The sequence below is a fragment of the Streptomyces sp. 2P-4 genome (genome assembly GCF_030167965.1).
GTDB lineage: Bacteria > Actinomycetota > Actinomycetes > Streptomycetales > Streptomycetaceae > Streptomyces > Streptomyces globosus_A.
Genome location: NZ_CP095011.1, coordinates 1,447,237 through 1,469,982 on the forward strand (window position 1 = coordinate 1,447,237; position 22,746 = coordinate 1,469,982).

The following is a 22,746-nucleotide window of genomic DNA, read 5'->3' on the forward strand; positions in this document are numbered from 1 at the left end:
CCCACCAGAGCGGCGTCAGCCGCGGATTGACCCGAATCGGACGGCCCCGTTCCGCTCGGTCATGCCGGCGAGCAGCCGCTCCCCTTCGGCGACGACGCGGTCCTTCTGCGCGGCGCCGATCGTGTCGAACAGCTCGACGGTGAGACCGCCGCCGTCCTGCAGCCGCCACAGCCCGGCGAGGAACCCGTCGACGAGGAGCGTGCAGTGGGCCTGGTTGCCCGACCAGCTGCGCCCCTTGAGCCGGGGCGGGATGACGCGGCTGCGGTCGGCGTGCGAGAGCAGCAGGTTGTCGAACTCCGGCAGGAAGCGGGGCGGGGCGGGCGTGTCCTCGTCGGGCCGCGGCGCACCGGGCAGGTCGAACAGCTCGACGCCCTCAGGGTCGCGGAAGACCGCCAACTCCGGCCGGAGCCGCTCGAAGGCCTCCCGCAGCCGGGTCGTCCCCGCCCACACCTGCATGTCCTTGACGGACGCGGGCCCGAAGGCCCCCAGGTAACGCAGCACGAGGTCGTCGACGCCCTGCGGCCGCTCCTGCGCGGCGGAGACGGCCTCGGCGCCGAGCCACCGCTCCACGGTCGTCAGCCGCACCTGCCCGCTGCGGCCCCACACCCCGCGGGGCGTCACCTGGACGAGCGCCAGCCGCCGGGTGGCCGCCACGGACAGCCCCAGCGGATCGGCCCCGGGCCACTCCCGCAGCAGCTCGGCCCGGATCTCGGCCATGGTCCGCGGCTCGTCCTCGACGTAGTCCCGCACCCGCCGCGTCAACCGCTCCAGGTCCACCCCGCCGAGCCCCTTCCGGAACTGTGCCACCTCCCGATCCCGCGCGGCCTGCACGAGGGGCCGCAGGGTCAGCGCGTCGTGCGCGGTATGCGTGTGGATGGTGGACCGCAGCGTCACCATCCGCACGACCTCCCGCGCCTCCATGGCCGCGGCCAGCCCGGCAGGACGGAAGGAGGCGAGGCGGGCGTGCAACTGGAAATAGGGAGGCCGCACATTCTGCGCCTGAAGCCCGACCAGCCGCGAAACGGCCTCCCCCGCCTCCACGGGAACCCGCTCAAGCAGCATCTGCCGGGCGAGGGTGGCACGGTTGAGCGCGCGGGTGCCGAGTACGGGGTGCGTCGTCCTGGAGGCCATGGCAGCACGCTATCCCCGACGGCGGACAGGTTCCGTCCGCATTGCCGGACGCACCGGAGCGGGGAGAGTACAAGTGTCGATCAGACCACGGATGCCCGGTGCCGCATGGTGATCCTTGTGCGCCCGAGCGCCCAGCTCACGTATCGTCGCCAAGGTGACCAACGCACACGTGGCGAGCAGGCACCGCATGTCCTCTAATGATCTTGCTGAACTGGTCAAGGAGTTCGACCTCGGGGATGTCGTCGGCTGGCGTCATCTGGCTGATGGCCTCATGAACGTGAACTGGCAGCTGGACACGCTGCGGGGGGCCTTCGCTCTCAAGCGGGTCACGGATGTGCCGCTCGACGGGTTGCGCCGCAATCTTGCCGTGTTGCCGGCCCTGGCTGAGGCCGGCATTCCGGTGATCGTCCCTGTGGTGGGCTCGTCGGGTGGGGTCGTGGTCGAGGTCGGTGGGAGCGGGTACTGCTTGTTCCCCTGGGGACAAGGAGCGCACGTTCGTGGCGTGGACCTTCCCCACGCTCAGGCAAGGAGCCTGGGCACGCTCCTCGCCAGACTCCACCTGACGCTCGGGCACGCCGCCGAAACCGGGGTCCTCTCTCCTGTTCCCGACAGCCTCACCGCGGACGTCGTCACGCCGGAACGGGCGGCGGAGAAAACCGACCGGCTCGCCGCTGCTGCGCGGGCCCGCGGTACCGGCGACGCCTTTGACGCGGCGGCGCTCGACGCCCTCGCCAAGCGCCGGGGGCTGCTCGCCGAGTACGCGGCCCTGCGCCCTGAGAGAGACGTTCCCGCAGGGCCGTACGGCTGGACGCACGGCGACTTCCGGTACCGGAACCTCCTCTGGGCCGACGGCGAGCTGACGGCCGTCCTGGACTGGGACCGGCTGGGCGTCCGCCCGTACGCCGAGGAGGTCGTCCGTACAGCACAGGTGCAGTTCGGGGTGGAGGGCGTCTTCGACCTGGAGCGGGTGGCGGCCTTCGTGAACGGCTACTGCTCGGTGGTCCCGTTGGAGCCGACCGCGCTGCGCGACGCCGGACGCCGCCTGTGGTGGAAGCGGATGACGGACTTCTGGCAGCTCGAATTGCACTACCACCGGGGCGACCACTCCTGCGACGATCTGTTCACCGCCGACGAGGCGCTCCTCCACTGGTGGACGGAGCGGCTCGACAAGGTGGAGCGGGCGTTCGGCGGCGCTCTCTAAATCCCCAGCTCCCGGAGCTCTGGGATGCACGGGCGGGTAAAACGTGCCGCTCTGGTCCGTGCCCGCTCTCCCAACGCCTCACAGTCCACGTCTCGGATTGCTCTCGCCCGCGCCTCGGGGCGGGCGGTGGCGGGAAGGACGATTCCGGCGTCGCCGATGGCTTCGGGGATCCCGCCCCGGTTGGTACCGAGACGCCGTGGAGCGCGGCCTCGACGATCACGCGGGGGAAGGCGTCTTCCACAGTGGACGGGACCAGCAGCAGGCAGTGGCTGCGGTACAGCGGCTCCATGTCGTAGACACGAGCTGGTGCAGCAGCTCGGCGCCCTTGGCGGGGATGGGGTGCGGGTGCCGGGCGTGTGGGGTGTCCGGTCGCGGACGAACTTCGACACGGCCAGCCCGTAGTGGGGACGGCCGGCGAGTACGCCCAGGCCGGTGGCGGAGACGGAGTGGAGCAGGCCGGCGACGAGGGTGGTCGGCTTCGCCAGTTCGGCCAGCCGCGCTGATCCTTCCTGGGCGGTGAACACGACGTCGGGGCGGAGCTCCCCCAGGAGGCTGCCCAGTGCGTGCTCCACATTGTCCTGCAACACCAGCGCTAAAACACTCGCGGCCTGGCCTGCGGAAACAAGCAGCGCCCCCGGTCCCGGACGGGGGCGCTGTGGCGCAGCGGGGCGGGCCCGCCCTCAGCGGATCGCGGGGCCGGCATCGGCCCGCCAGTCGTTGAGCCGCTTGCGGATGCTCGAAACCATCGGCAGGTCGTCGATCGCTTCAGGGGCGAACCACGCGACCTCGAAGGACTCATCCGACGCCCGGAGGGTGCCGCCGGTGGGGCGGGCGAGCAGGCATATGGAGAATTCCTGTCGTACCTCGCCGTCGTCGTACGCGAACACGTGCCCGGGGTTGGTGTACGTCCCCACGATTCCCGTGATCTCCACGGTGATACCGGTCTCCTCCAGCGTCTCCCGGACCGCACACTGCGCGATGGACTCTCCCAGTTCCATCACGCCGCCGGGCAGCGCCCACATTCCGTTGTCCGTGCGCCGCTGCAAAAGAACACGGCCGGCGTCGTCCACGACGACAGCCGAGGCCGCGGGAACCAAGCTGTTCGCCTTCGGCGCGTTCGGGTCGTCTTCGTAATCACGCCTGGGCATGGGCAGCCTCCCGGATGTCGCGTCCACGGCTCCACAGCTCCTCGACGTGGGCGGCGAAGCGGTCGAACATGCCATCTGCTTGGCAGCGTCGCAGGTGCATCATTGGCGAGTCGTGTCCCACCTTGCGGGCCAGGAGCGGGGTCACGATCATCTCGTCATCGAAGCGGAAGACGGACAGACCGACGTGCCCCGTCTCGAAGCGGCCTTCGATTTCGGGTACGTCCTGGAGCTTTGCCAGCTCGGCAAGGGTGACGGCGATCCGCGTTGAGAGGGTGAGCGGCACGCCTTCTTCTTCCTCCCGTGCGGCAGTCACAGGACTGTCCGGGTCGCCGATCAGGAAGCGGATCCGGCATCCGGTCTGAGCCTTTCGCCGCAGGGCGCCGCTCAAGTTCGCCTGCTCCAGCCACAGGAAGTAGTTGGTGTAGCCGGCGAAAACCAGTTCACGCCGCGCCTTGGTGATCAGGGAACGCCAGAGGCTGGCGGGCGCCGCCGAGCGGTAGGGGTAGACCTGGACGAGTTCGCGGTTCGGCCCTGTCGTGACGGCCGAACGGATCGCAGTGGGCCACAAGTTCTGTTCCTCCTCACGTAAAGCCTCGCAGGCCGCCCACCGGTGCCGGGCGTGAGGGATGCGGTTTGGCTCGGCGATCCAGCGGGCCACCGTTTTGGCGTCGACCCCGCAATGCTCTGCGAGCTGCGTTTCGGTCATGTTCGCATCGGCCATGGCCCGACGCAGGGCGTGATTCATTGTTCGCCTCCCAGGGACGTACGGCCCTGCACGAACGCTAGCCAGAGAACGTCCCAAACGTCCTGCAAACGGGGTGGGAACGCCCCCCTTGACGTCGCAACATCGATACCGCACCACCACGGAGAGTCATCACACCAAGGCGGGAGGGGCGCGGCGGCCATGGCGCAGGAGCTTCCGAAGCGCGTACGACGGCTGGGCGAACTGGACGTTGCCATAGCTCGGAAGGCCTTTCACAGGCTGGGGCGGGAGGACTGCCCGGTGCCGGAGTGGGTGCCGGCCGACGCGGCGCCGGTCCGATCCACGGTGACGGGTTCTCCGGCGATCTTGCGGGCCGTCGCGGCCGGACTGGAGGGACTGCGCAATGAGCAGCGGTCAGACCGGGGCGGCCCTGGTGCTGGGCACGCCGGCCCTTGAGCCGGTGCCGGTGCAGGGTGGTGCCCGATCTGCGAGGCCGCGGCCCGCCACCGGGAGACGGTCCGGCCGCTGGGCAGCGCGGTCAGCCTGCACGCCGCGAACAAGACGATCAGGCAGCACCCGCACCGCGCCGCGGCCGACTTCCAGGCGGCGGCGTGAGCGCCCCGTGGCGCCCGACGCGGGCGCACCTTGACGCGCACGTGGTCGAGCTGGCGGACAACATCGTTGCCCTCGGGGTGCAGTTGGGCCCGGACGACGTCTTGGCGGAGTGGGCTCGGCTGACCACGCCGCGGCCCGGTCCGGTCGACCCTGCGGTGTGCGAGCAGTGCCGAGAGCTTCGCGACGACCTGCGGGCGGCGGCCGCGCGTGGGTACGGGGTCGAGGAGATCACCGAGTGCATGCTCGCGCACATGCGGTTCGGCCACCCCGACGACCACCGGGTGTTCCCGGCCTCCCTGCGGTCGGGTCGGTCTGCAAGTACCTGTTCGTTCGAGACGAAGGAGTACCTGTGCGTATCGAGTTCATGACGGCCGCCGACGGCGGCGAGCACGGCAGCGGCGGAGGCGACGACCAGAGCAGCGACGGGCACCCGGGCCAGCCCTGGACGCCTCCGCAGGACCCGCCGAACCCCGACGGCAGCACGCCGCCCGGTGACGGGACGCACCGCAAGTGACGCGTGATGCTCGTGTGGACCGCCCCAGCCGTAAGGAGCTGGGGCGGCTCCTGATGGATACCCGCGCGATGTCGTCGGACTGGGCGCCGACCTTCGCGGCCGTGGACCGCGCCGCGTTCCTGCCCGACCTGATGTGGCCCTTCGACATCGCACGGCAGACCAGCGTGGCTGTGGACCGCACGGAGGATCCCGAACGGTGGTTCGCAGCGGCGGACGCCAACGACCCGATCGTGACGCAGTGGGACGACGGCCGGCACCGCGGCCGGGAGCCGGGCAAGGTGTCGACCTCGTCCTCGTCCATGCCGTCCGTGGTCTACTCCCTGCTGCACGACCTGGACGTCGACGACGGCATGACGGTCCTCGACGTGGGCACCGGGACGGGCGAGACGGCCGGGGCCCTCGCGCACCGGCTGGGCAGCAGCAACGTGACGACGATCGAGGTCGACCGCGCAGTGTCTGCCCACGCCCGCGAGCGGCTGTGCACGCTGGGGCTGTACCCCCGTGTCGTGGTGGGGGACGGCTTCGAGGGTCACCCGGCGGGCGGCCCGTACGACCGGATCCTCGCCACGGTCGGTGTGCGCAGCTTCCCCGGCGCGTGGGTGGAGCAGGTCCGCGACGGGGGGCTGCTCGTCGCCCAGTGGGGGACGCACTTCACCTCCGGCGACGCCGTCGCCTGCCTGCGGGTCAAGGGCGGGGAGGCTTCTGGGCGGTTCACCCGGCACGTGGAGTTCATGAAGCTCCGCGCGCAGCGGGCGGGCGCCCGGCCGCACGCCGAGTACATGGGGGCGGGCGCGTTCGCGGACGCGGCGACGAGCACGGCGGAGGTGACCGAGGCGGAGTTCGTCACCGGCCGGTACACCGACCTGCCGTTCGTGCTCGGGCTGCGTGTGCCGGACGTCGTGCAGGCCGTCGCGGACAAGCGGGACGGTGCGCGGCCGGTGTGGTTCTACAGCCGCTCTGACCTGTCTTGGGCGTGCGTGATGTTCCTCGACGGCCAGGAGGACGCGCAGGTATGGCAGTCCGGGCCGCGCCGGGTGTGGGACGAGGTCTTCGAGGCGTACGGGTGGTGGATCAACGAGGGCCGGCCCGCCGTGGAACAGTTCGGCCTCACCGTAGGTCCGCAGGGGCACCGCGCATGGTTGGACCACCCGGACAACCACTGGGGCGTGTGAACGCAGAAGGCGCCCCCGCACGGGCCCACGTGGGGCCGTGCGGGGGCGCTGTGCGTCAGCGGGCGGTGCCGGCCTGCCAGAGTGCGAGCAGCAGGCCGACAGCGGCGACCAGGGCCGCAACGGGCAGGGGCCAGCGACCGCGTTCCAGGGCGTCGAGGCGCTGCTCATGGTCGGCTATCTGCTTGTCGGTCTGATCGCTGCGCTGCACGAGCAGGGCGAGGCTTCCGTCGATGCGGGTCATGCCGACCTCGACCACGGCCCGCAGGCGTTCCAGTTCGAGGGCGACGTCGCCCTCGCCCGGCGGGTTGGTCACTCGGTGGCTCCGTCCTGGTCGACCAGGCCCAGGCCGATGCGGTCGAGCAGGGCCTCGACGGCCGGCAGGGCCATGACGCGGGCGAGGCCACCGGCGACGGCGAGAGCCGCGGCCACCCACGGCAGGTGCGGGGGGATGCCGGCAGCGCCGACGATGGCGGGCAGGGCGACGGCCAGGGCGACCGCGGTCTGTACGAGGGTGCGGGCGGCGCGCTTAGTGAATGGCCAAATCTGCCCCCTCTTCTACTGAACCGTCGGGGTGAGTCAACTCACGCTGCCAAACTGGCTGGGCCCGTCACTGGGCGGGCGTTCACGCCAACAGGAGGCAGAAGATGACGAGTTCAACTCCACCCGGTGATACGTGGGGCCGGCGGATGCTGAGGATCGTTGGTAACGCGGTTCGAGGGTTCCGCGCCGGGCCCACTTACCCCCCGCGTGGCGCAAAGGTGCTGCTCGTGTCCGTGACGATCGCCTTCTATCTAGCGGGCGCAGGACACCACCTGGTTGAAGGTCTTACCGGCCTCGACGCGGGTTGTTCTGCCCAGGAGCACGCCGTCGCACTCGGCGAGATGTACGAGGTGTGATCGGGGCGCAGGAAGGAAAGCGCCTTGAGGCGGTCGCGGAGCTGGTGGGGACGCTACCGCGCAACCACCGGCTGGAGTACATGCTCAGAAGCCGACCGTATGACAGAAACCGACCGGTAGCGGCCTCATCCGACTCCCGTGCCGGAGCTGCACGGGGCGGGCGGCCATCCGTTCGCGGTGCTGGTGATGGGCAGTGGTCTGCACGAACCTGTACGTCGTCTTCGAGAAGCGCGGCCGGCTTTGGCCGGCACGGGGCAGCCCAGCACCGGCCTCAGTGCCCAGGGCCGCGCAGACGGGCCGCGTCAGGAGGTCGGCATGTCGTAGGTGATCCACATCGTGCGGGTGGCGACCCGGTCGTACTTGCTGCGGGCTCGGTGGTTGTCGTCCGCGGTGATCCAGCGGACGACGCTCCAGCCGTGCTCCGCCGCCAGGTCGCGCAGGGCCGTGAGGAGGAGGTCCGCGGCCCCCGAGCCGCGGCTTTCCGGGGCGACGAAGAGGTCGTCCAGGTAGCAGCCCGTCGTGGCGGACAGGGGGCGGGCGAAGGGGCGGTAGTGGGCGAGGCCGACCAGCCGGCCGTCGGCCGCCTCGGCGACGAGGCCGGACACCTCGTGGCCGGGGTCGTCCAGCCAGGACCACACGGTCGCCGCCATCTCCTCGGTCTGGTCGACCTCGTAGAAGTCGGCGTAGCCGCGGTAGAGGACGCGCCACTGCGCGAAGTCCCCGGCGCGGACGGGTCGGATCTGGATGCCGGTCGACATGGGCTCACCCTTCGGTCGCGGGGGCCGGTCCCCCGCCGTGCGGTCCACCGATGATGCGGGACGGGGGCGGGGGCGGTTCCCCCGGGGCTCCGTCAGTGGAGGACGTCGGCGGCCTGCAGGCCGTGCTCGCCGAGCCAGCTGAAGGTGAGGCCGCGCTCCTCGGCCTCCTGGGCGAGGAGGCGGCGCAGGAGGTCCGCGGCGAGGGTGAGGGCCTGGATGCCGTCGATGCCGTGGACCTCGTGCACCTCTGAGCCGTCGAGGCCGTCGATGCGGCAGGGGCAGATCCAGTCGCCGGAGGGGTCCGGATCGGGGTAGGGGGCGCCGAGTTCGAGGGCGAGCGGAAAGGGGGCGCCCTCGCCCGCGCGCGGTACGGCCTCCAGGCGGCGGTCGGCGATCAGCGTGCCCAGGGGGTGGGCGGCGGGGGTCATCGGTCCTCCGGAGGGGTGGGGCCTCGTGGTCGCCGCCATCCTTGCAGGCCCCGCTCACGGCACCAGCAGGCGCTCCCTGAGGCGTTCCGCGGTGTGCCGCGTGATGCCGACACGGTCCGTGAGGTACGCGGCCGGCGAGCCGTGGTGGGTGGTCAGGTCGGCGAGGGCCAGGGACATCACGGTCGCCGGCGCCCGGCCGTACGAGGGCCAGCGCATGGTGCGGCCCGGGTTGGCCTCGTGCCAGTCGGCCAGGAGGCGGGCGGTGGCCAGTTCGGTCAGGGCGAAGTCGGCGAGGATCTGCTCCTCGGGCACCTCCAGGAGGGTCAGGACGAGCGCGGCGACGAGCCCGGTGCGGTCCTTGCCGGACGTGCAGTGGAACACCGCCGGCCCCGGCCCCTCGGCGAGCAGCTCCAGGACCTGCCGGATCTCGGCGGCGCCGTCCTCGGCCACCTCCGCGAACCGGTCGGCGAGGTAGCGCCAGGGGTCGACGTCCGGGTCGATGGCGGACTGGTCGTACGGGCGGTGCTCGATGCTGTGGTTGGCGTACGTGAACCGTTCAGGTTCGGGGATCCGGCCCTTGGCCTCGATCTCCCACGGGTAGCGCAGGTCGACGACGGTCCGCACGCCGAGCCCGAGGAAGCGCTCCCAGTCCGCGCCGCGCAGCTTGCCGAGGGAGTCGGCGCGGTAGAGCAGGCCCCACGCCACGGTGCGGCCGCCGGCGGTGCGGTAGCCGCCGAGGTCGCGGAAGTTGTGGAGCCGGTCGAAGGGGACGTGGCGCCGGGGGTGCTGGCGGACGGCTGCCGTATGCTGCGGTTGCTGTCGGATGGCGGTCAACTGCGGCTCCTCGGGGCGGGTTTCGGCGGCTCTTGCCGATCAAGGATGCCGTCTGCTGCGCCCCGCCGCGAGGCGGGCGCGTAGGGTACGGGGACCCCGGGCGCGGGCGCGGCCGCCGGACCGGGTGTCGTGCAGCCGTCCGGGCGGGAGTTCCACATGGTCAGCACCAGCCGCAGCGGCAGCGGCCGCCGCCCGCGGCGTCTGCGGGTCCGGCTCCTCGTCGGCGCGGGCGCGGCGCTGCTGGCCGCCGGCGGGGCGGCGTACGCGTGGGGGCTGCCCGGGATCCTCGCGCACTCGGCCACCGGCGACCGGGCGCGCGGCAGCTACGCGGCGGATCCCGCGGACGGCGACCGCGCCGCCGCGGCCCTGCTGGCCGGGGGCGTACGGCAGGTCCCGGCGGCCGGGCGGAGCGGGCCGGGCGAGGCCCCCGGCCCGGCCGAGGCGCCCGGCGCGGCTGCCGGCGGCGGGCAGTCGGCCGGGCAGGCGCCCTCCGGGCCGCTCGCCGCGCGCCCCGCCGCCGCCGAGCCGGCGATCGGGGCGCTGTTCTCGCCCGGCGGGGACGGCGACGGCCCCCACCACTGCTCGGGCGTCGTCGTGCACGCGCCCGGCGGCGACCTGGTGGCCACGGCCGCGCACTGCGTGCACCGCCCGCTGCTGGGCTTCCGCACGAACCTCGTCTTCGTGCCGGGCTACCGGGACGGGCAGGCCCCGCACGGCGTGTGGGTGCCCACCCGGATCCACGTGCACCCCCGCTGGGCGGCCTCCCAGGACCCGGACCACGACATCGCGTTCCTGCGCGTCCGCCGCCCCGGCCGCCCCGGCGAGCGGCTGGAGGACACGGCCGGCGCGTACCCGGTCCGGTTCGGGGCCGGGCTGCCGCTGCCGGCGCGGCTCGTCGGCTATCCGGGCGGCGCGGAGCAGCCGCTGGACTGCTCCACCACCGCCGTCGCCGAGTCGGCCACACAGCTGCGGCTGGACTGCGCGGACGTCCCGAACGGCACGAGCGGCGGGCCCGTCCTGGCCGGCGGCCGCACCCTGATCGGCGTCATCGGCGGCCGGGACGGCGGCGGCGACGAGTGGACCTCCTACAGCATCCGCTTCGGCGACGCGACCCGCGAGCTGTACGAACGGGCCACCCGGGCCGGGTAGCGGGCCGCCGGCCCGGCGCCTCAGCCCCGGGCGGGCGGGCCGCCGTGGTGGGCGGGGTAGGCGGCCGTCAGCGGCGGGGCCGAGGGCAGCCGCCACCTGGACAGCACCCGTACGACCGTCGCCGGTCGCAGCAGCGTCTCGGGCGGCTCGGACAGCGACAGCACGCGGAAGAAGGGGCGGGAGAGCGCCGGGTCGCTGTTCGCACCGGCGATGACCCGCGCCATGTAGTGCTGGAGCACCTTCGTCGCCCGGTCCGCGGGCGGGCCCTCCGTGCCCGGGTAGCGCATGTCCTCGCTGGTGGCGATCTGCCAGGCGGTGTCGGCGACGGCGGCGGTGCGCGTCTGGATGCGGCGGGACGCCGCGGCGACCTCGCCCGGGGTGAGTCCGCGGATGGCGGCGGCCAGGGCGCCGGCGGCGAGCGCGGCCACGGTCATGCCGTGCCCGTACACGGGGTTGAAGCGGCAGGCGGCGTCCCCGAGCACCGCGAAGCCCGGCGGCCAGCGGTCCAGCCGCTCGAAGTGGCGGCGCTCGTTGGAGGTGCTGCGGAAGCCGGTCGGCGAGGACAGCGGTTCGGCGCCGCGCAGGGCGTCGTACATGGCCGGGCTGCGCAGCGTCCGCGTGTACTCCAGGAACTCGGCGTCGCCGGTCGGCGGGGCGTGCTCGCCGTTGCCGATGAGGGTGGCGAGCCAGCGACCGTCGTGCAGGGGTACGAGCACCCCGCCGCGCGGGATGTCGGGGCGGCCCTGCACGTACATGCCGTGCCAGCGCCGCTCCGGGTCGGGCGGGAGGGAGTAGTACCGGCTGGAGTAGCCGAGGTGGGAGTCGAAGCGGGTGGTCTGCGGGGCGGGCAGGCCGAGGGCGGCGAGCCAGGCGGGGGCGCGGGAGCCGCGGCCGGTCGCGTCGACGACGAAGCGGGCCGGGAGCCGCTCGCCGCCGCGGAGCCGGACTCCGGTGACGGTACGGCCGTCCGGGCCGGTGAGGAGGCCGTCCGCGGGGACGCCCGCGCGGATGCGGATGCGGTCGTCGCGCAGGACCTCGCGGCGCAGCGTCCAGTCGATCAGCTCCCGGCCGGCGATCAGCAGGCGCGCGCCGGGCACCTGGCCGAACCAGTCGGCGGAGCTGAGCCACAGGAAGTCGCGGGGCGACTCCAGCAGGGACGCGCCGCCGGCCAGCAGCTCGCGGGTGGTACCGGGGAGGAGTTCCTCCATGGTGTCGAGGCCGCGCGCCCAGAGCACGTGGACGTGTCTGGACTGGAGCACGCCGCGCCGGAAGGCCGGGCCGGTGTCGGGGAGTTCGTCCCGCTCCACGACGGTCACCCGGGCGAAGCGCGCTGCGAGGACCCGTGCCGCGAGCAGGCCGGCCAGTCCGCCGCCGAGCACGACGGCGTGGTCGTCGGCGCCTGGGTGGTTGTCCGTGTCGTCGTCCATGCGGCCGAGTCTGCCGCGGGGGGCGGGCCCGGGTTGAGGCCCCATCCGGGGCGCCCCGGCGCACTCCGGGGGCGGACGGTCTCATACGAGGGCGCCCCCGGTGCGACGGGCCTGCACCGGCGCGCGGCATGCGAGCCGGCGGCCGGGGCGCGCCCTCGGTGCAGGTGGGGGCGCTGGTGGCGGGGGGCGGGCGATCGGGGCGGGTGACCGGACAGTAGGCTGCGGGTTCGGCGCCGGGCGTGCCGTCGGGCCGGTTGTGCGGGCCGGGTGTACGGGCCGGTTGTGCGGGTCGGTCCGCCGTCGCGCGGCCCGCCCGCTCGACATCCTCGATGCGCCGTCCTGTCAGCCGTCTCCGTTCCGATCCCGAGGTAGCGCGCCGTGAGCCCCGTACCGCCCCCCGTGCCCGTTTCGGTCGTCGGCGTCGGTGCCGACGGGTGGGGTGGGCTTGCCGCCGCCGCGCAAGACGTCCTCGCTTCCGCCGAGGTGCTGATCGGGGGGCCGCGGCAGCTCGACCTGCTGCCCGCCGGCGAGTGCCCCGGGGAGCGCGTGGCGTGGCCGAGTCCGCTGCGGCCCGCCGTGCCGCGGCTCGCCGCCGAGCACGCCGGGCGCCGTATCGCCGTCCTGGCCAGCGGGGATCCCATGTTCTACGGGATCGGCCGCGCCCTGTCCGAGGAGCTCGGGCCCGAGGCCCTGCGGGTGCACCCCCACCCGTCGTCCGTGTCGTACGCCTGCGCCCGCCTCGGGTGGCCGGTGGAGGACACGGAGGTCGTGACGGTCGTCGGCCGTCCCGTGGCCCGGCTCGCCGCGGCCCTGCACGACGGCCGCCGGGTGCTCGTCCTCAGCTCCGGTGCGGCGAGCCCGCGCGAGATCGCGGCGCTGCTGCGCGAGCGGGGCTTCGGCCCGAGCCGCATGCGGGTGCTGGAGCAGCTCGGCTCGGAGCGCGAGGACGCGTACGAGGGCACCGCCGACGGCTGGGACCGTCCGCCGGGCGACCCGCTGAACGTGGTGGCGGTGGACTGCCGCCGGGACCCGGCCTCCGCGGTCCCGCGGCTCGGCGCGACGCCGGGCCTGCCGGATGCGGCGTACGAGCACGACGGCCAGCTCACCAAGCGCCATGTGCGGGCGGCGACGCTGTGCGCGCTGGCCCCGGCGCCCGGGGAGCTGCTGTGGGACATCGGGGGCGGCTCCGGCTCGATCGGCATCGAGTGGATGCGGACGCACCCGTCCTGCCGGGCGGTCGCGGTGGAGCGCGTCCCGGAGCGGGCCGGCCGGATCGGCCGCAACGCGGCCGCGCTCGGCGTGCCCGGGCTGCGCGTGGTGACCGGCTCGGCTCCCGCGGCGCTGGCCGGACTGCCCACCCCGGATGCGGTGTTCGTCGGCGGCGGGCTGACCGCGCCCGGTCTGCTGGACGCGGTCTGGGAGGCGCTGCCGCCCGGCGGCCGGCTCGTCGTGAACACGGTCACCCTGGAGTCCGAGGCGGTCCTCGGCGAGCGGCACCGCCGCCACGGCGGCGACCTGGTCAAGCTGTCCGTCGCGCACGCCGTGCCCGTCGGCGGGTTCACGGGCTGGCGGCAGGCGATGCCGGTGACCCAGTGGTCCGTCGTCAAGCCGGCCGCTCCCCCGGCCTCTTGCGGCTCCCCCGCCCCTCCCTCCTCCTCATCCTCCGACGACGACGACAAGGACCAGCAGTCATGACCGTGTACTTCATCGGGGCGGGCCCCGGTGCCGCCGACCTGATCACGGTGCGCGGGGCCCGGACGCTGGCCGCCGCCCCGGTCTGCCTCTACGCCGGCAGCCTCGTCCCGCGCGAGCTGCTCGCCGAGTGCCCGGACGGCGCCCGCCTGGTGGACACCTCCCGCCTGAACCTGGACGAGATCATCGCCGAGTGCGTCCGGGCGCACGAGGCGGGCCTGGACGTGGCGCGGCTCCACTCCGGCGACCCGTCGGTCTTCAGCGCGGTCGCCGAGCAGATGCGGCGGCTCGACGCGGCGGGGATCCCGTACGAGGTCGTGCCCGGCGTGCCGGCGTTCGCGGCGGCGGCGGCCGCGCTGAAGCGGGAGCTGACGGTGCCCACGGTCGGCCAGACGGTGATCCTGACCCGGATCGCCCAGCAGGCCACGCCGATGCCGCCGGGCGAGGACCTGGCCACGCTGGGCCGCAGCGGGGCGCTGCTGGTGCTGCACCTGGCGACCCGCTACGTCGACCGGGTCGTGGAGGAGCTGCTGCCGCACTACGGGGCCGAGTGCCCGGCCGCGGTGGTGGCGATGGCGAGCCGCCCCGACGAGCTGGTCCTGCGCGGCACGCTGGCCGACATCGCCGGGCAGGTGAAGGAGGCGGGCCTGGTCCGCACGTCCGTCATCATCGTGGGCCGGACGCTGGGCGCGGAGCAGTTCCGCGACAGCCACCTGTACTCGCCCGAGCGCGACCGGCATGTCTGCTGAGGCGGGATCCGCGCCGCACGTCCTGGTGCTGGGCGGCACCACCGAGGCCCGGCGCCTCGCGGAACTCCTCGCGGAGGGGGCGGCGGACGCCGCGGGCCGCCCGTGGCGGGTGACGACGTCCCTGGCGGGCCGCGTGGCCGCGCCGGTGCTGCCGCCGGGCGGGGTGCGGATCGGCGGGTTCGGCGGGCCGGAGGGGCTCGCCGCCTGGATCGCCGCGCACGCGGTCACGCATCTCGTCGACGCCACCCACCCGTTCGCGGAGCGGATGAGCTTCAACGCGGCGGCCGCGGCCCGGCTGGCGGGCGTGCCGCTGCTGGCGCTGCGCCGCCCCGGATGGTCGCCCGGGCCGGGGGACGACTGGACGTTCGCCGCCGACCTCGCGGAGGCCGCGTCCCTCCTGCCCAGGCTCGGCAGCCGGGTGTTCCTGACCACCGGCCGGACCGGTCTGCACGCCTTCGCGCACCTCGCGGACCCGTGGTTCCTGGTGCGCTCGGTGGACCCGCCGGCGGCGCCCGCGCCGCCGCGCCTGGAAGTCCTCCTGGCGCGCGGGCCGTTCAGCCTGGACGACGAGCGCGCGCTGCTCGCCCGGCACCGCATCGACGTCCTCGTCACCAAGGACAGCGGCGGCCAGGCGACCGCCCCGAAGCTGGCCGCCGCCCGCGAGGCGGGTGTCCCGGTGCTGGTGGTGCGCCGCCCGCCGGTGCCGGCCGGGGTGCCGGAGGCGGGTACGGCGGCTGCCGCCGCGCGGTGGCTGCACGGCCCGGCAGGCCGGTCCTGAGCCGCCGCGGCAGCGCCCGGCGCCGTCGTGCCCCGGGCCCTGCTGCGGCTGCCGCCGCCCGTCAGGGGTAGCGGCGGGGCGTCCAGGCGACGGAGGTCCCGTCGGGCCGCTCCGTGACCTGTGTCTGCGAGGAGCCGATCAGCAGGATGGTCCGCATGTCGACCTCGGACGGCTCCAGCGTCTCCAGCGTCACGACGCGGACGGACTGCTCCGGGCCGCCCACGTCGCGGGCGACGACCACCGGGGTGTGCGGGGAGCGCAGCTCCAGCAGCAGGTCGCGGGCCTTGGCGACCTGCCAGGTCCGGCTGCGCGAGCCCGGGTTGTACAGGGCGAGGACGAGGTCCGCGGCGGCGGCCGCGCGCAGCCGTTCCGCGATCACCTCCCAGGGCTTGAGCCGGTCGGACAGGGAGACGGTGGCGTAGTCGTGGCCGAGCGGGGCGCCGGCCGCGGCGGCGGCCGCGTTGGCGGCGGTGACGCCGGGCAGGACCCGTACGGGCACGTCCTTGTAGGCGTCCTGCGCGGCGGCCTCCAGGACGGCGGTGGCCATGGCGAAGACGCCCGGGTCGCCGCCGGACACGACGGCGACGCGCTTGCCGCGGCGGGCGAGGTCAAGCGCGAACTCGGCGCGCTCCGCCTCGACCTTGTTGTCGGAGCCGTGCCGGATCTGGCCCGGCCGGGCGGGGATCCGGTCGAGGTAGGTGGTGTAGCCGACGAGGACCTCGGCGTCGGACAGCGCCCGCCGCGTCTCGGGGGTCAGCCACAGCGGTCCGGCGGGCCCGGTGCCGACGACGGCGACCTCGCCGGGGCCGGACGGGACGCTGCCGGGGTTGCCGACACGGCTGGGGACGACCGCGACGGAGAAGTAGGGGACGGTGTCCGGGTCGGTGTCGGCGAGCAGCCCGGTCCGCTCGCCGTCCATGGTGGCCCGCTCCACGTAGCGCGCCTCGGCGAGGCGGCCGCTCGTCTCCAGGGCGCGGCGGACGGCGGGGAAGGTGCGGCCCAGCTTCATGACGACCGCGGAGTCGGTCGCGGCGAGCCGCGCGGCGAGCTCCTCCTCGGGGAGGGTGCCGGGGAGGACCGTCAGGACCTCCTCGCCCTCGACGAGCGGGGTGCCGAGGCGGGCGGCGGCGGCGCTGACCGAGGTCACGCCGGGGATCACCTCGGCCTCGTACCGGTCGGCGAGCCGCTTGTGCATGTGCATGTAGGAGCCGTAGAAGAGCGGGTCGCCCTCGGCGAGGACGGCGACGGTGCGGCCGGCGTCCAGGTGGGCGGCCAGGCGGGCGGCGGAGGCCTCGTAGAACTCCTCCATCGCGCCCTGGTAGCCGCCCGGGTGGTCGGTGGTCTCGGTGGTGACCGGGTAGACCAGCGGCTCCTCGATGTGGTCGGCGCGCAGGTGGCGGGCCGCGATCGAGCGGGCGATGGAGCGGCCGTGGCGGGCGCTGTGGTAGGCCACGACGTCGGCCTCGGCGATGGCCTCGACGGCGCGCAGCGTCATCAGGGACGGGTCGCCGGGGCCGAGGCCGACGCCGTAGAGGCGGCCCTTGGCCGGGGCGGCCGCGCTCCCGGCGGCTGCGGGGGTCGCTGCGGGGGTTGCTGCGGTGGTGCTCATTCTTCCTCGCTCGCGATCGCGTTGAGGGCGGCGGCCGCGAGGGCGCTGCCGCCGCGCCGGCCGCGGACGACCAGGTGGTCGAGGTTCGAGGGGTGCGCGGCGAGGGCGTCCTTGGACTCGGCGGCGCCGATGAAGCCGACGGGCACGCCGATGACGGCGGCCGGGCGCGGGGCGCCCTCCTCGATCATCTCCAGCAGGCGGAACAGGGCGGTCGGGGCGTTGCCGACGGCGACGACGGAGCCCTCCAGCAGGCCGCGGTCGCGCCACACCTCCAGGGCGGCGGCGCTGCGGGTGGTGCCCATGCGGGCGGCGAGCGCGGGGACGGCCGGGTCGGAGAGGGTGCAGACGACCTGGTTGTCGGCGGGGAGCCGCTTGCGGGTGACGCCGCTGGCGACCATCTGCACGTCGCAGAGGATGGGGGCGCCCGCGTGCAGGGCGGCCCGTGCACGGAGCACGATGTCCGGGGTGTAGCCGAGGTCCTGGGGCAGGTCGGTCATTCCGCAGGCGTGGATCATGCGCACCGCGACCTGCGCCACGGAGGCGGGCAGTCCGGAGAGGTCCGCCTCGGCGCGGATCGTGGCAAAGGACTGGCGGTAGATCTCCGCCCCGTCCTTCTCGTACTCGAACACTGTGTACTCGCTCATTTCTTCGCTGCGTCGTGGGAGGGGGTGCGGCATGCGTCGGTGCGGCGTGCGTCCGCGAGGACCGCGGCCAGTTCGGAAGTCTTCACGGTCCGGTGCGCCGGACCGGCGGTTCCGGCTGCGGCGAGCGTGACGGCGTACCCGTCGCCGGTGGCGACCAGGTCGACCCACGCGGTGCCGCGGGGGTGGCCGCAGCGGCGCTCACAGCCGGACCAGTGCACGGGCAGCGGTCCGGTCGCCCGGGCCGCGACGGCGCGCGCGTCGGCCCGTACGTCGGCGAGCGCCTTGGCGCAACCGGGGCGCCCCGTACAGGCGGTGACGGACCGCCAGGGGCTGTCGGGGGCGGTGGCGAGGCCGGCGCGGGCGAGGGCGGCGAGGGCGGAGTCCGCGGCGCCGGCGGCGAGCCCGGGGACGACGACGCCCCGCCAGGGCGTGAGCCGCATGCGGCCCGACAGCCTGGCCAGCAGCCGCCACTGGGCGGTGTCGAGGCGGCCGAGCGGGGCGAGGACGGACAGCGCGGCCGGTCCGCCGGGGGTGCCGCGCACCACGCCGGGCAGGGGCTCGGGCCCGCCTGGGCCCTGCGGGGCGTCGAGCGGAACCACCTCGGCCGGGATCCCGGCGGCGGCGAGGCGCGCCGCCAACCCGGCGGCGCCCGGGCGGTGTTCGGGCGGCAGCTCGGCGACCCGCCAGGCGCGGGTGCCGGCGGCGCGGGCCGCGTCGAGGAAGCACAGGGCGGCTGCCACGGCGGCGCGCGGCGCGTCGTCCGCGGCGACGCGGGCGGCCCGGGAGTCCGGGCCGCCCGGCCCGAGCCACAGCAGCGCCTGCCCGCCCCCGCATGCCAGGACGTTGGCGTCGGCGGACAGGGACAGCACGTCGCCGCGCCCGTCGTCGACGGCGAACAGGAACCGCCCCGACAGTGCGGCCGCGGCCGGCTCCGCGCACAGCTCCCGGTCCAGGCGGGCGACCCAGGGTGCGACGTCCGCCCGCCCCCGCCCGTCCAGGCCGGTCAGCGGTGAGGCGACGACGTTGCGGACCCGCTCGTGCCCGGGCGCAGGCAGCAGCCCGGCCCGCTCCAGGACGGCGGCCAGTTCGCCGCCGCAGGACGCGCCGAGGCCGCGGAGTTGGGCGTTGCCGCGCGAGGTGAGGTCGATGTGCCCGTCGCCGAGCCGGTCCGCTGCGTCGGCGAGCAGCCGGGCCGCGTCCGCGCCGAGGATGCCGCCGGGGATCCGGATCCGGGCCAGGAACCCGTCGTCGGCGGCGTGGAGCCGCAGTGCGCCCGGGCAGGCGTCACCGCGGTCACGTATGACCGGTTCGTCCCGCGATACGGCGGAAGGGGGCTGGGGCATGGCGGCGAGCATACCCACCGATGCGCTCCCCCCATGCTCCCGTGAGCTGTGGCCGACGCCACCCTCCCCGACTCCCGGCCGGGGGCGGCGGCACCTAAGATGACCTTCGGCGTGCCACACGGCCCGCTCATCGCCGAGGACGGCGACATGGGAGGAAGCCCGGTGCGATTCCGGCGCGGTCCCGCCACTGTGAGCCCGGCAGAGCAGCCGCTCGGCGCCGGGTGAGCCAGGAACTCCCGCCGTCCCCACTGCCCGGGGCGCGGAAACCCCGAGGAAGGCCTGCCGCCGCATGATCCTGCTGCTGTCGACGTCCGACACCGATCTGCTCAGCGCCCGCGCCGCCGGGGGCCCCGTCCCCTACCGGTTCGCGAACCCCTCCCGCCTTCCCCTGGACGACCTGCCCGGCCTCCTCGACGGCGCCGACCTGGTCGTCGTACGCCTCCTCGGCGGCCTGCGCGCCTGGGAGGACGGCCTGGAGGTGCTCCTGGACCGCGAGCAGACCCGCCCGGTCGTCGTGCTGACCGGCGAACAGGCCCCGGACGCGCAGCTGATGGAGGCCTCGACCGTCCCGATCGGCATCGCGGCCGAGGCGCACGCCTACCTCGCGCACGGCGGGCCGGACAACCTGGAGCAGCTGGCCCGCTTCCTGTCCGACACGGTGCTGCTGACCGGCCACGGCTTCGAGCCGCCCGCCGCCGCGCCGACGTGGGGCCCGCTGGAGCGCCCCGACGCCCCGTCCGCCGCGGCCGACGGCCCGCGGATCGCCGTGCTGTACTACCGCGCCCACCAGATGAGCGGCAACACCGCCTTCGTGCACGCGCTGTGCGACGCGATCACCGCGGCGGGCGGGTCGCCCGTGCCGCTGTACGTGTCCTCCCTGCGCACGCCCGAGCCGGAGTTGCTCGCCGCCCTGGAGGGCGCCGACGCCGTCGTCACGACCGTCCTCGCGGCCGGCGGCACCCGCCCGGCGACCGCCTCCGCCGGCGGGGACGACGAGTCCTGGGACGCCGGCGCGCTGGCCCGCCTCGGCGTGCCCGTCCTGCAGGCGCTGTGCCTGACCGGGTCGCGCAGCGCCTGGGAGGAGAACGACGAGGGCCTGTCCCCGCTGGACGCCGCGACGCAGGTCGCCGTCCCCGAGTTCGACGGCCGCCTGATCACCGTGCCGTTCTCCTTCAAGGAGTTCGACGCGGACGGGCTGCCCGCCTACGTCGCCGACCCCGAGCGCGCCGCGCGCGTCGCCGGGATCGCCGTGCGGCACGCCCGGCTGCGGCACATCGCCCGCGCCGACAAGAAGATCGCACTGGTGCTGTCGGCGTACCCGACGAAGCACTCCCGGATCGGCAACGCCGTGGGCCTCGACACCCCGGCGAGCGCGGTCCGGCTGCTGCGCGCCCTCATCGACGGCGGCTACGACTTCGGGCCGGCCGAGAACATCCCGGGCCTGGTCTCCGGCGACGGCGACGAGCTGATCCGCGCCCTGATCGAGGCCGGCGGCCACGACCAGGACTGGCTGACGGAGGAGCAGCTCGCCCGCAACCCGGTCCGCATCCCCGCGGCCGACTACAGGCGCTGGTACGCCGAACTGCCGGCGGAGCTGCGCGAGCAGGTCGAGGAGCACTGGGGTGAGGCCCCCGGCAGCATGTTCGTCGACCGCTCGGCCAACCCCGAGGGCGACATCGTCCTCGCGGCGCTGCGCCGCGGGAACCTGCTGATCCTGATCCAGCCGCCGCGCGGCTTCGGCGAGAACCCGATCGCGATCTACCACGACCCGGACCTGCCTCCGTCGCACCACTACCTGGCCGCCTACCGGTGGATCCAGGCCGCCGCCGAGGACGGCGGCTTCGGCGCCGACGCGATGATCCACCTCGGCAAGCACGGCAACCTGGAGTGGCTGCCGGGCAAGAACGCGGGCCTGTCCGCGGCCTGCGCCCCCGACGCGGCGCTCGGCGACCTGCCGCTCGTCTACCCGTTCCTCGTCAACGACCCGGGCGAGGGCACCCAGGCCAAGCGGCGCGTGCACGCCACCCTCGTCGACCACCTGGTGCCGCCGATGGCGCGCGCCGAGTCGTACGGCGACATCGCGCGCCTGGAGCAGCACCTCGACGAGTACGCGCAGATCTCCGCCATGGACCCGGCGAAGCTGCCGGCGATCCGCGCGCAGATCTGGACCCTGATCCAGGCCGCGAAGCTCGACCACGACCTGGGCCTGGAGGAGCGCCCGGACGACGACGGCTTCGACGACTTCCTGCTGCACGTCGACGGCTGGCTGTGCGAGGTGAAGGACGCGCAGATCCGCGACGGCCTGCACGTCCTGGGCGGCGCCCCGGCCGGTGAGGCCCGCGTCAACCTGGTCCTGGCCATCCTGCGCGCCCGCCAGATCTGGGGCGGCACCACGGCCCTGCCCGGCCTGCGCGAGGCCCTCGGCCTGGACGAGTCCAAGGCGACCCGCACCTCCGCCGACGAGGCGGAGGAGGCGGCGCGCGGGCTGGTGCAGGCGATGGAGGACGCCGGCTGGGACCCGGCCGCCGTGTCCCGGGTAGCCGCCGGGCACCCGGAGCAGGTCGCGGCGGTGCTGGACTTCGCGGCCCGCGAGGTCGTCCCCCGCCTGGCCGGCACCACCGACGAGATCGCGCACGTGGTGGCCGCGCTCGACGGCCGGTTCGTCCCGGCCGGCCCGTCCGGCTCGCCGCTGCGCGGCCTGGTCAACGTGCTGCCGACCGGCCGCAACTTCTACTCCGTCGACCCGAAGGCCGTGCCCTCCCGCCTCGCGTGGGAGACCGGCCAGGCACTGGCGGAGTCGCTGCTGGAGCGCTACCGCACCGACAACGGCGAGTGGCCGGCGTCGGTGGGCCTGTCCCTGTGGGGCACGAGCGCGATGCGCACGGCCGGCGACGACGTCGCCGAGGCGCTGGCCCTCCTCGGCGTGCGCCCGGTGTGGGACGAGGCCTCGCGCCGGGTGACCTCCCTGGAGGCGATCCCGCCCGCCGAGCTGGGCCGGCCCCGCGTCGACGTCACGCTGCGCATCTCCGGCTTCTTCCGGGACGCCTTCCCGCACGTCATCGGCCTGCTCGACGACGCGGTACGGCTCGTGGCCGCGCTCGACGAGCCGGCGGAGCAGAACTTCGTACGGGCCCACGCGCAGGCCGACCTGGCCGAGCACGGGGACGAGCGGCGCGCCACCACCCGCATCTTCGGCTCCCGGCCGGGCACCTACGGCGCCGGCATCCTCCAGCTGATCGACTCGCGGGACTGGCGCACCGACGCCGACCTGGCGGAGGTCTACACGGTGTGGGGCGGCTACGCGTACGGCCGCGGCCTGGAGGGCCGCCCGGCGCGCGCCGAGATGGAGTCCGCGTACAAGCGGATCACGGTGGCCGCGAAGAACACGGACACCCGCGAGCACGACATCGCCGACTCGGACGACTACTTCCAGTACCACGGCGGCATGGTGGCGACGGTCCGCGCGCTGCGCGGCACGGCGCCGGAGGCGTACATCGGCGACTCCACCCGCCCGGAGACGGTCAAGACCCGCACCCTGGTGGAGGAGACCAGCCGCGTCTTCCGCGCCCGCGTGGTCAATCCGCGGTGGATCGAGGCGATGCGCCGGCACGGCTACAAGGGCGCCTTCGAGCTGGCGGCGACGGTGGACTACCTGTTCGGGTACGACGCCACGACGGGCGTGGTCGCGGACTGGATGTACGACAAGCTGACCGAGACGTACGTCCTGGACCCGGAGAACCGCGCGTTCCTGGAGGAGGCCAACCCCTGGGCGCTGCACGGCATCGCCGAACGGCTGCTGGAGGCGGAGTCCCGCGGCATGTGGGAGAAGCCGGACCCGCAGGTGCTGGAGGCGCTGCGGCAGGTGTACCTGGACACCGAGGGCAACCTGGAGTCCGACGGCGGCTGACGCGGGCCCCGCACGCCGCCGCCCATAGCGTCCGCGGCGCGGCGGCGT

At 74.7% G+C, this 22,746-nt stretch carries 22 protein-coding genes and 1 riboswitch; of the genes, 10 read left to right on the forward strand and 12 right to left on the reverse strand.

Annotation, left to right across the window (positions count from 1 at the left end):
• Positions 1 to 15: 15 nt before the first annotated feature.
• Positions 16 to 1,131 carry a winged helix DNA-binding domain-containing protein gene (locus MUK52_RS05965; protein ID WP_284574954.1) on the reverse strand — a complete coding sequence of 372 codons (1,116 nt, stop codon included), beginning with the start codon at positions 1,129 to 1,131 and terminating at the stop codon, positions 16 to 18.
• A gap of 115 nt (positions 1,132 to 1,246) precedes the next feature.
• Here MUK52_RS05965 and MUK52_RS05970 point away from each other — a divergent pair, with 115 nt between their 5' ends.
• Positions 1,247 to 2,332, forward strand: coding sequence for a phosphotransferase (locus MUK52_RS05970; protein WP_502963542.1), 1,086 nt, complete (start codon positions 1,247 to 1,249; stop codon positions 2,330 to 2,332).
• Between the two features lie 680 nt (positions 2,333 to 3,012).
• Here the strand turns inward: MUK52_RS05970 and MUK52_RS05975 are convergent.
• Together MUK52_RS05975 and MUK52_RS05980 are read right to left on the reverse strand one after the other, a co-directional pair.
• On the reverse strand, positions 3,013 to 3,480 hold the full coding sequence (locus tag MUK52_RS05975) for an NUDIX hydrolase (RefSeq protein ID WP_284581661.1): 468 nt from the start codon (positions 3,478 to 3,480) through the stop codon (positions 3,013 to 3,015).
• Positions 3,467 to 4,225 carry an XRE family transcriptional regulator gene (locus MUK52_RS05980; protein WP_284574956.1) on the reverse strand — a complete coding sequence of 253 codons (759 nt, stop codon included), beginning with the start codon at positions 4,223 to 4,225 and terminating at the stop codon, positions 3,467 to 3,469. The genes MUK52_RS05975 and MUK52_RS05980 overlap by 14 nt, the downstream gene beginning before the upstream one ends.
• 569 nt (positions 4,226 to 4,794) lie before the next feature.
• Between MUK52_RS05980 and MUK52_RS05985 the strand changes: the two genes are divergently transcribed.
• From MUK52_RS05985 to MUK52_RS05995, 3 genes are read left to right on the forward strand one after another with little or no spacing between them, the layout of a single operon-like run.
• Positions 4,795 to 5,166: a hypothetical protein gene (locus tag MUK52_RS05985; RefSeq protein WP_284574957.1), complete on the forward strand. Its 372-nt coding sequence runs from the start codon at positions 4,795 to 4,797 to the stop codon at positions 5,164 to 5,166.
• Entirely contained in the window at positions 5,148 to 5,312 is a 165-nt protein-coding gene (locus MUK52_RS05990) for a hypothetical protein (RefSeq protein ID WP_284574958.1), read from the forward strand. The genes MUK52_RS05985 and MUK52_RS05990 overlap by 19 nt, the downstream gene beginning before the upstream one ends.
• A complete protein-coding gene (locus MUK52_RS05995) occupies positions 5,309 to 6,484 on the forward strand; it encodes a methyltransferase domain-containing protein (protein WP_502963543.1) in 1,176 nt (391 codons plus the stop codon). Before MUK52_RS05990 ends, MUK52_RS05995 begins: the two co-directional genes overlap by 4 nt.
• Positions 6,485 to 6,539: 55 nt before the next feature.
• Here the strand turns inward: MUK52_RS05995 and MUK52_RS06000 are convergent, their stop codons facing one another.
• Together MUK52_RS06000 and MUK52_RS06005 are read right to left on the reverse strand one after the other, a co-directional pair.
• Positions 6,540 to 6,797 (reverse strand): hypothetical protein, encoded by a 258-nt coding sequence (locus MUK52_RS06000; RefSeq protein ID WP_284574959.1) that lies wholly within the window; start codon positions 6,795 to 6,797, stop codon positions 6,540 to 6,542.
• On the reverse strand, positions 6,794 to 7,027 hold the full coding sequence (locus MUK52_RS06005; protein ID WP_284581663.1) for a hypothetical protein: 234 nt from the start codon (positions 7,025 to 7,027) through the stop codon (positions 6,794 to 6,796). The genes MUK52_RS06000 and MUK52_RS06005 overlap by 4 nt, the downstream gene beginning before the upstream one ends.
• A 224-nt stretch (positions 7,028 to 7,251) precedes the next feature.
• On the opposite strand from MUK52_RS06005, the gene MUK52_RS06010 reads away from it, so the two are divergent.
• Complete coding sequence (locus MUK52_RS06010; RefSeq protein WP_284574961.1) at positions 7,252 to 7,380, forward strand: hypothetical protein; 129 nt, start codon at positions 7,252 to 7,254, stop codon at positions 7,378 to 7,380.
• A gap of 302 nt (positions 7,381 to 7,682) precedes the next feature.
• Here MUK52_RS06010 and MUK52_RS06015 read toward each other — a convergent pair whose 3' ends face one another.
• The 3 genes from MUK52_RS06015 to MUK52_RS06025 form a co-directional block, all read right to left on the reverse strand.
• Positions 7,683 to 8,138, reverse strand: coding sequence for a GNAT family N-acetyltransferase (locus tag MUK52_RS06015; protein WP_284574962.1), 456 nt, complete (start codon positions 8,136 to 8,138; stop codon positions 7,683 to 7,685).
• A 92-nt stretch (positions 8,139 to 8,230) separates the two neighbouring features.
• Positions 8,231 to 8,566, reverse strand: coding sequence for a DUF6968 family protein (locus tag MUK52_RS06020; RefSeq protein ID WP_284574963.1), 336 nt, complete (start codon positions 8,564 to 8,566; stop codon positions 8,231 to 8,233).
• A gap of 54 nt (positions 8,567 to 8,620) precedes the next feature.
• The gene (locus MUK52_RS06025; RefSeq protein ID WP_284574964.1) at positions 8,621 to 9,400 is read right to left on the reverse strand and encodes a tyrosine-protein phosphatase; all 780 of its coding nucleotides are present in this window, start codon (positions 9,398 to 9,400) and stop codon (positions 8,621 to 8,623) included.
• A 156-nt stretch (positions 9,401 to 9,556) separates the two neighbouring features.
• On the opposite strand from MUK52_RS06025, the gene MUK52_RS06030 reads away from it, so the two are divergent.
• Positions 9,557 to 10,549 (forward strand): trypsin-like serine peptidase, encoded by a 993-nt coding sequence (locus MUK52_RS06030; protein ID WP_284574965.1) that lies wholly within the window; start codon positions 9,557 to 9,559, stop codon positions 10,547 to 10,549.
• 20 nt (positions 10,550 to 10,569) lie between these two features.
• On the opposite strand, the gene MUK52_RS06035 is transcribed toward MUK52_RS06030, so the two are convergent.
• On the reverse strand, positions 10,570 to 11,976 hold the full coding sequence (locus tag MUK52_RS06035; RefSeq protein WP_284574966.1) for an NAD(P)/FAD-dependent oxidoreductase: 1,407 nt from the start codon (positions 11,974 to 11,976) through the stop codon (positions 10,570 to 10,572).
• 378 nt (positions 11,977 to 12,354) lie between these two features.
• On the opposite strand from MUK52_RS06035, the gene cbiE reads away from it, so the two are divergent.
• From cbiE to MUK52_RS06050, 3 genes are read left to right on the forward strand one after another with little or no spacing between them, the layout of a single operon-like run.
• Positions 12,355 to 13,671, forward strand: a complete 1,317-nt coding sequence (cbiE, locus tag MUK52_RS06040) for a precorrin-6y C5,15-methyltransferase (decarboxylating) subunit CbiE (RefSeq protein WP_284574967.1) — start codon at positions 12,355 to 12,357, stop codon at positions 13,669 to 13,671.
• Positions 13,668 to 14,417, forward strand: a complete 750-nt coding sequence (cobM, locus tag MUK52_RS06045) for a precorrin-4 C(11)-methyltransferase (protein ID WP_114054847.1) — start codon at positions 13,668 to 13,670, stop codon at positions 14,415 to 14,417. The genes cbiE and cobM overlap by 4 nt, the downstream gene beginning before the upstream one ends.
• Positions 14,407 to 15,195, forward strand: coding sequence for a cobalt-precorrin-6A reductase (locus MUK52_RS06050; protein WP_284574968.1), 789 nt, complete (start codon positions 14,407 to 14,409; stop codon positions 15,193 to 15,195). The genes cobM and MUK52_RS06050 overlap by 11 nt, the downstream gene beginning before the upstream one ends.
• A gap of 61 nt (positions 15,196 to 15,256) precedes the next feature.
• Here the strand turns inward: MUK52_RS06050 and MUK52_RS06055 are convergent, their stop codons facing one another.
• The 3 genes from MUK52_RS06055 to cobG are packed head-to-tail and all read right to left on the reverse strand — an operon-like array spanning position 15,257 to position 18,791.
• Complete coding sequence (locus MUK52_RS06055) at positions 15,257 to 16,804, reverse strand: precorrin-2 C(20)-methyltransferase (protein ID WP_284574969.1); 1,548 nt, start codon at positions 16,802 to 16,804, stop codon at positions 15,257 to 15,259.
• Complete coding sequence (locus MUK52_RS06060) at positions 16,801 to 17,448, reverse strand: precorrin-8X methylmutase (RefSeq protein ID WP_284574970.1); 648 nt, start codon at positions 17,446 to 17,448, stop codon at positions 16,801 to 16,803. The genes MUK52_RS06055 and MUK52_RS06060 overlap by 4 nt, the downstream gene beginning before the upstream one ends.
• The gene (gene cobG, locus MUK52_RS06065; RefSeq protein WP_284574971.1) at positions 17,445 to 18,791 is read right to left on the reverse strand and encodes a precorrin-3B synthase; all 1,347 of its coding nucleotides are present in this window, start codon (positions 18,789 to 18,791) and stop codon (positions 17,445 to 17,447) included. Before cobG ends, MUK52_RS06060 begins: the two co-directional genes overlap by 4 nt.
• Before the next feature lie 130 nt (positions 18,792 to 18,921).
• Positions 18,922 to 19,027: riboswitch (cobalamin riboswitch) on the forward strand.
• Positions 19,028 to 19,080: 53 nt separating this feature from the next.
• On the opposite strand from cobG, the gene cobN reads away from it, so the two are divergent.
• The gene (gene cobN / locus MUK52_RS06070; RefSeq protein ID WP_284574972.1) at positions 19,081 to 22,698 is read left to right on the forward strand and encodes a cobaltochelatase subunit CobN; all 3,618 of its coding nucleotides are present in this window, start codon (positions 19,081 to 19,083) and stop codon (positions 22,696 to 22,698) included.
• Positions 22,699 to 22,746: the final 48 nt, after the last annotated feature.

Coding starts and splice junctions, on each gene's coding strand:
- MUK52_RS05965 (WP_284574954.1), bottom strand. CDS start 1,131: ATGGCCTCCAGGACGACGCACCCCGTACTCGGCACCCGCGCGCTCAAC.
- MUK52_RS05975 (WP_284581661.1), bottom strand. CDS start 3,480: ATGCCCAGGCGTGATTACGAAGACGACCCGAACGCGCCGAAGGCGAAC.
- MUK52_RS05980 (WP_284574956.1), bottom strand. CDS start 4,225: ATGAATCACGCCCTGCGTCGGGCCATGGCCGATGCGAACATGACCGAA.
- MUK52_RS06015 (WP_284574962.1), bottom strand. CDS start 8,138: ATGTCGACCGGCATCCAGATCCGACCCGTCCGCGCCGGGGACTTCGCG.
- MUK52_RS06020 (WP_284574963.1), bottom strand. CDS start 8,566: ATGACCCCCGCCGCCCACCCCCTGGGCACGCTGATCGCCGACCGCCGC.
- MUK52_RS06030 (WP_284574965.1), top strand. CDS start 9,557: ATGGTCAGCACCAGCCGCAGCGGCAGCGGCCGCCGCCCGCGGCGTCTG.
- MUK52_RS06035 (WP_284574966.1), bottom strand. CDS start 11,976: ATGGACGACGACACGGACAACCACCCAGGCGCCGACGACCACGCCGTC.
- cobM (WP_114054847.1), top strand. CDS start 13,668: ATGACCGTGTACTTCATCGGGGCGGGCCCCGGTGCCGCCGACCTGATC.
- MUK52_RS06050 (WP_284574968.1), top strand. CDS start 14,407: ATGTCTGCTGAGGCGGGATCCGCGCCGCACGTCCTGGTGCTGGGCGGC.
- MUK52_RS06055 (WP_284574969.1), bottom strand. CDS start 16,804: ATGAGCACCACCGCAGCAACCCCCGCAGCGACCCCCGCAGCCGCCGGG.
- MUK52_RS06060 (WP_284574970.1), bottom strand. CDS start 17,448: ATGAGCGAGTACACAGTGTTCGAGTACGAGAAGGACGGGGCGGAGATC.
- cobG (WP_284574971.1), bottom strand. CDS start 18,791: ATGCCCCAGCCCCCTTCCGCCGTATCGCGGGACGAACCGGTCATACGT.
- cobN (WP_284574972.1), top strand. CDS start 19,081: ATGATCCTGCTGCTGTCGACGTCCGACACCGATCTGCTCAGCGCCCGC.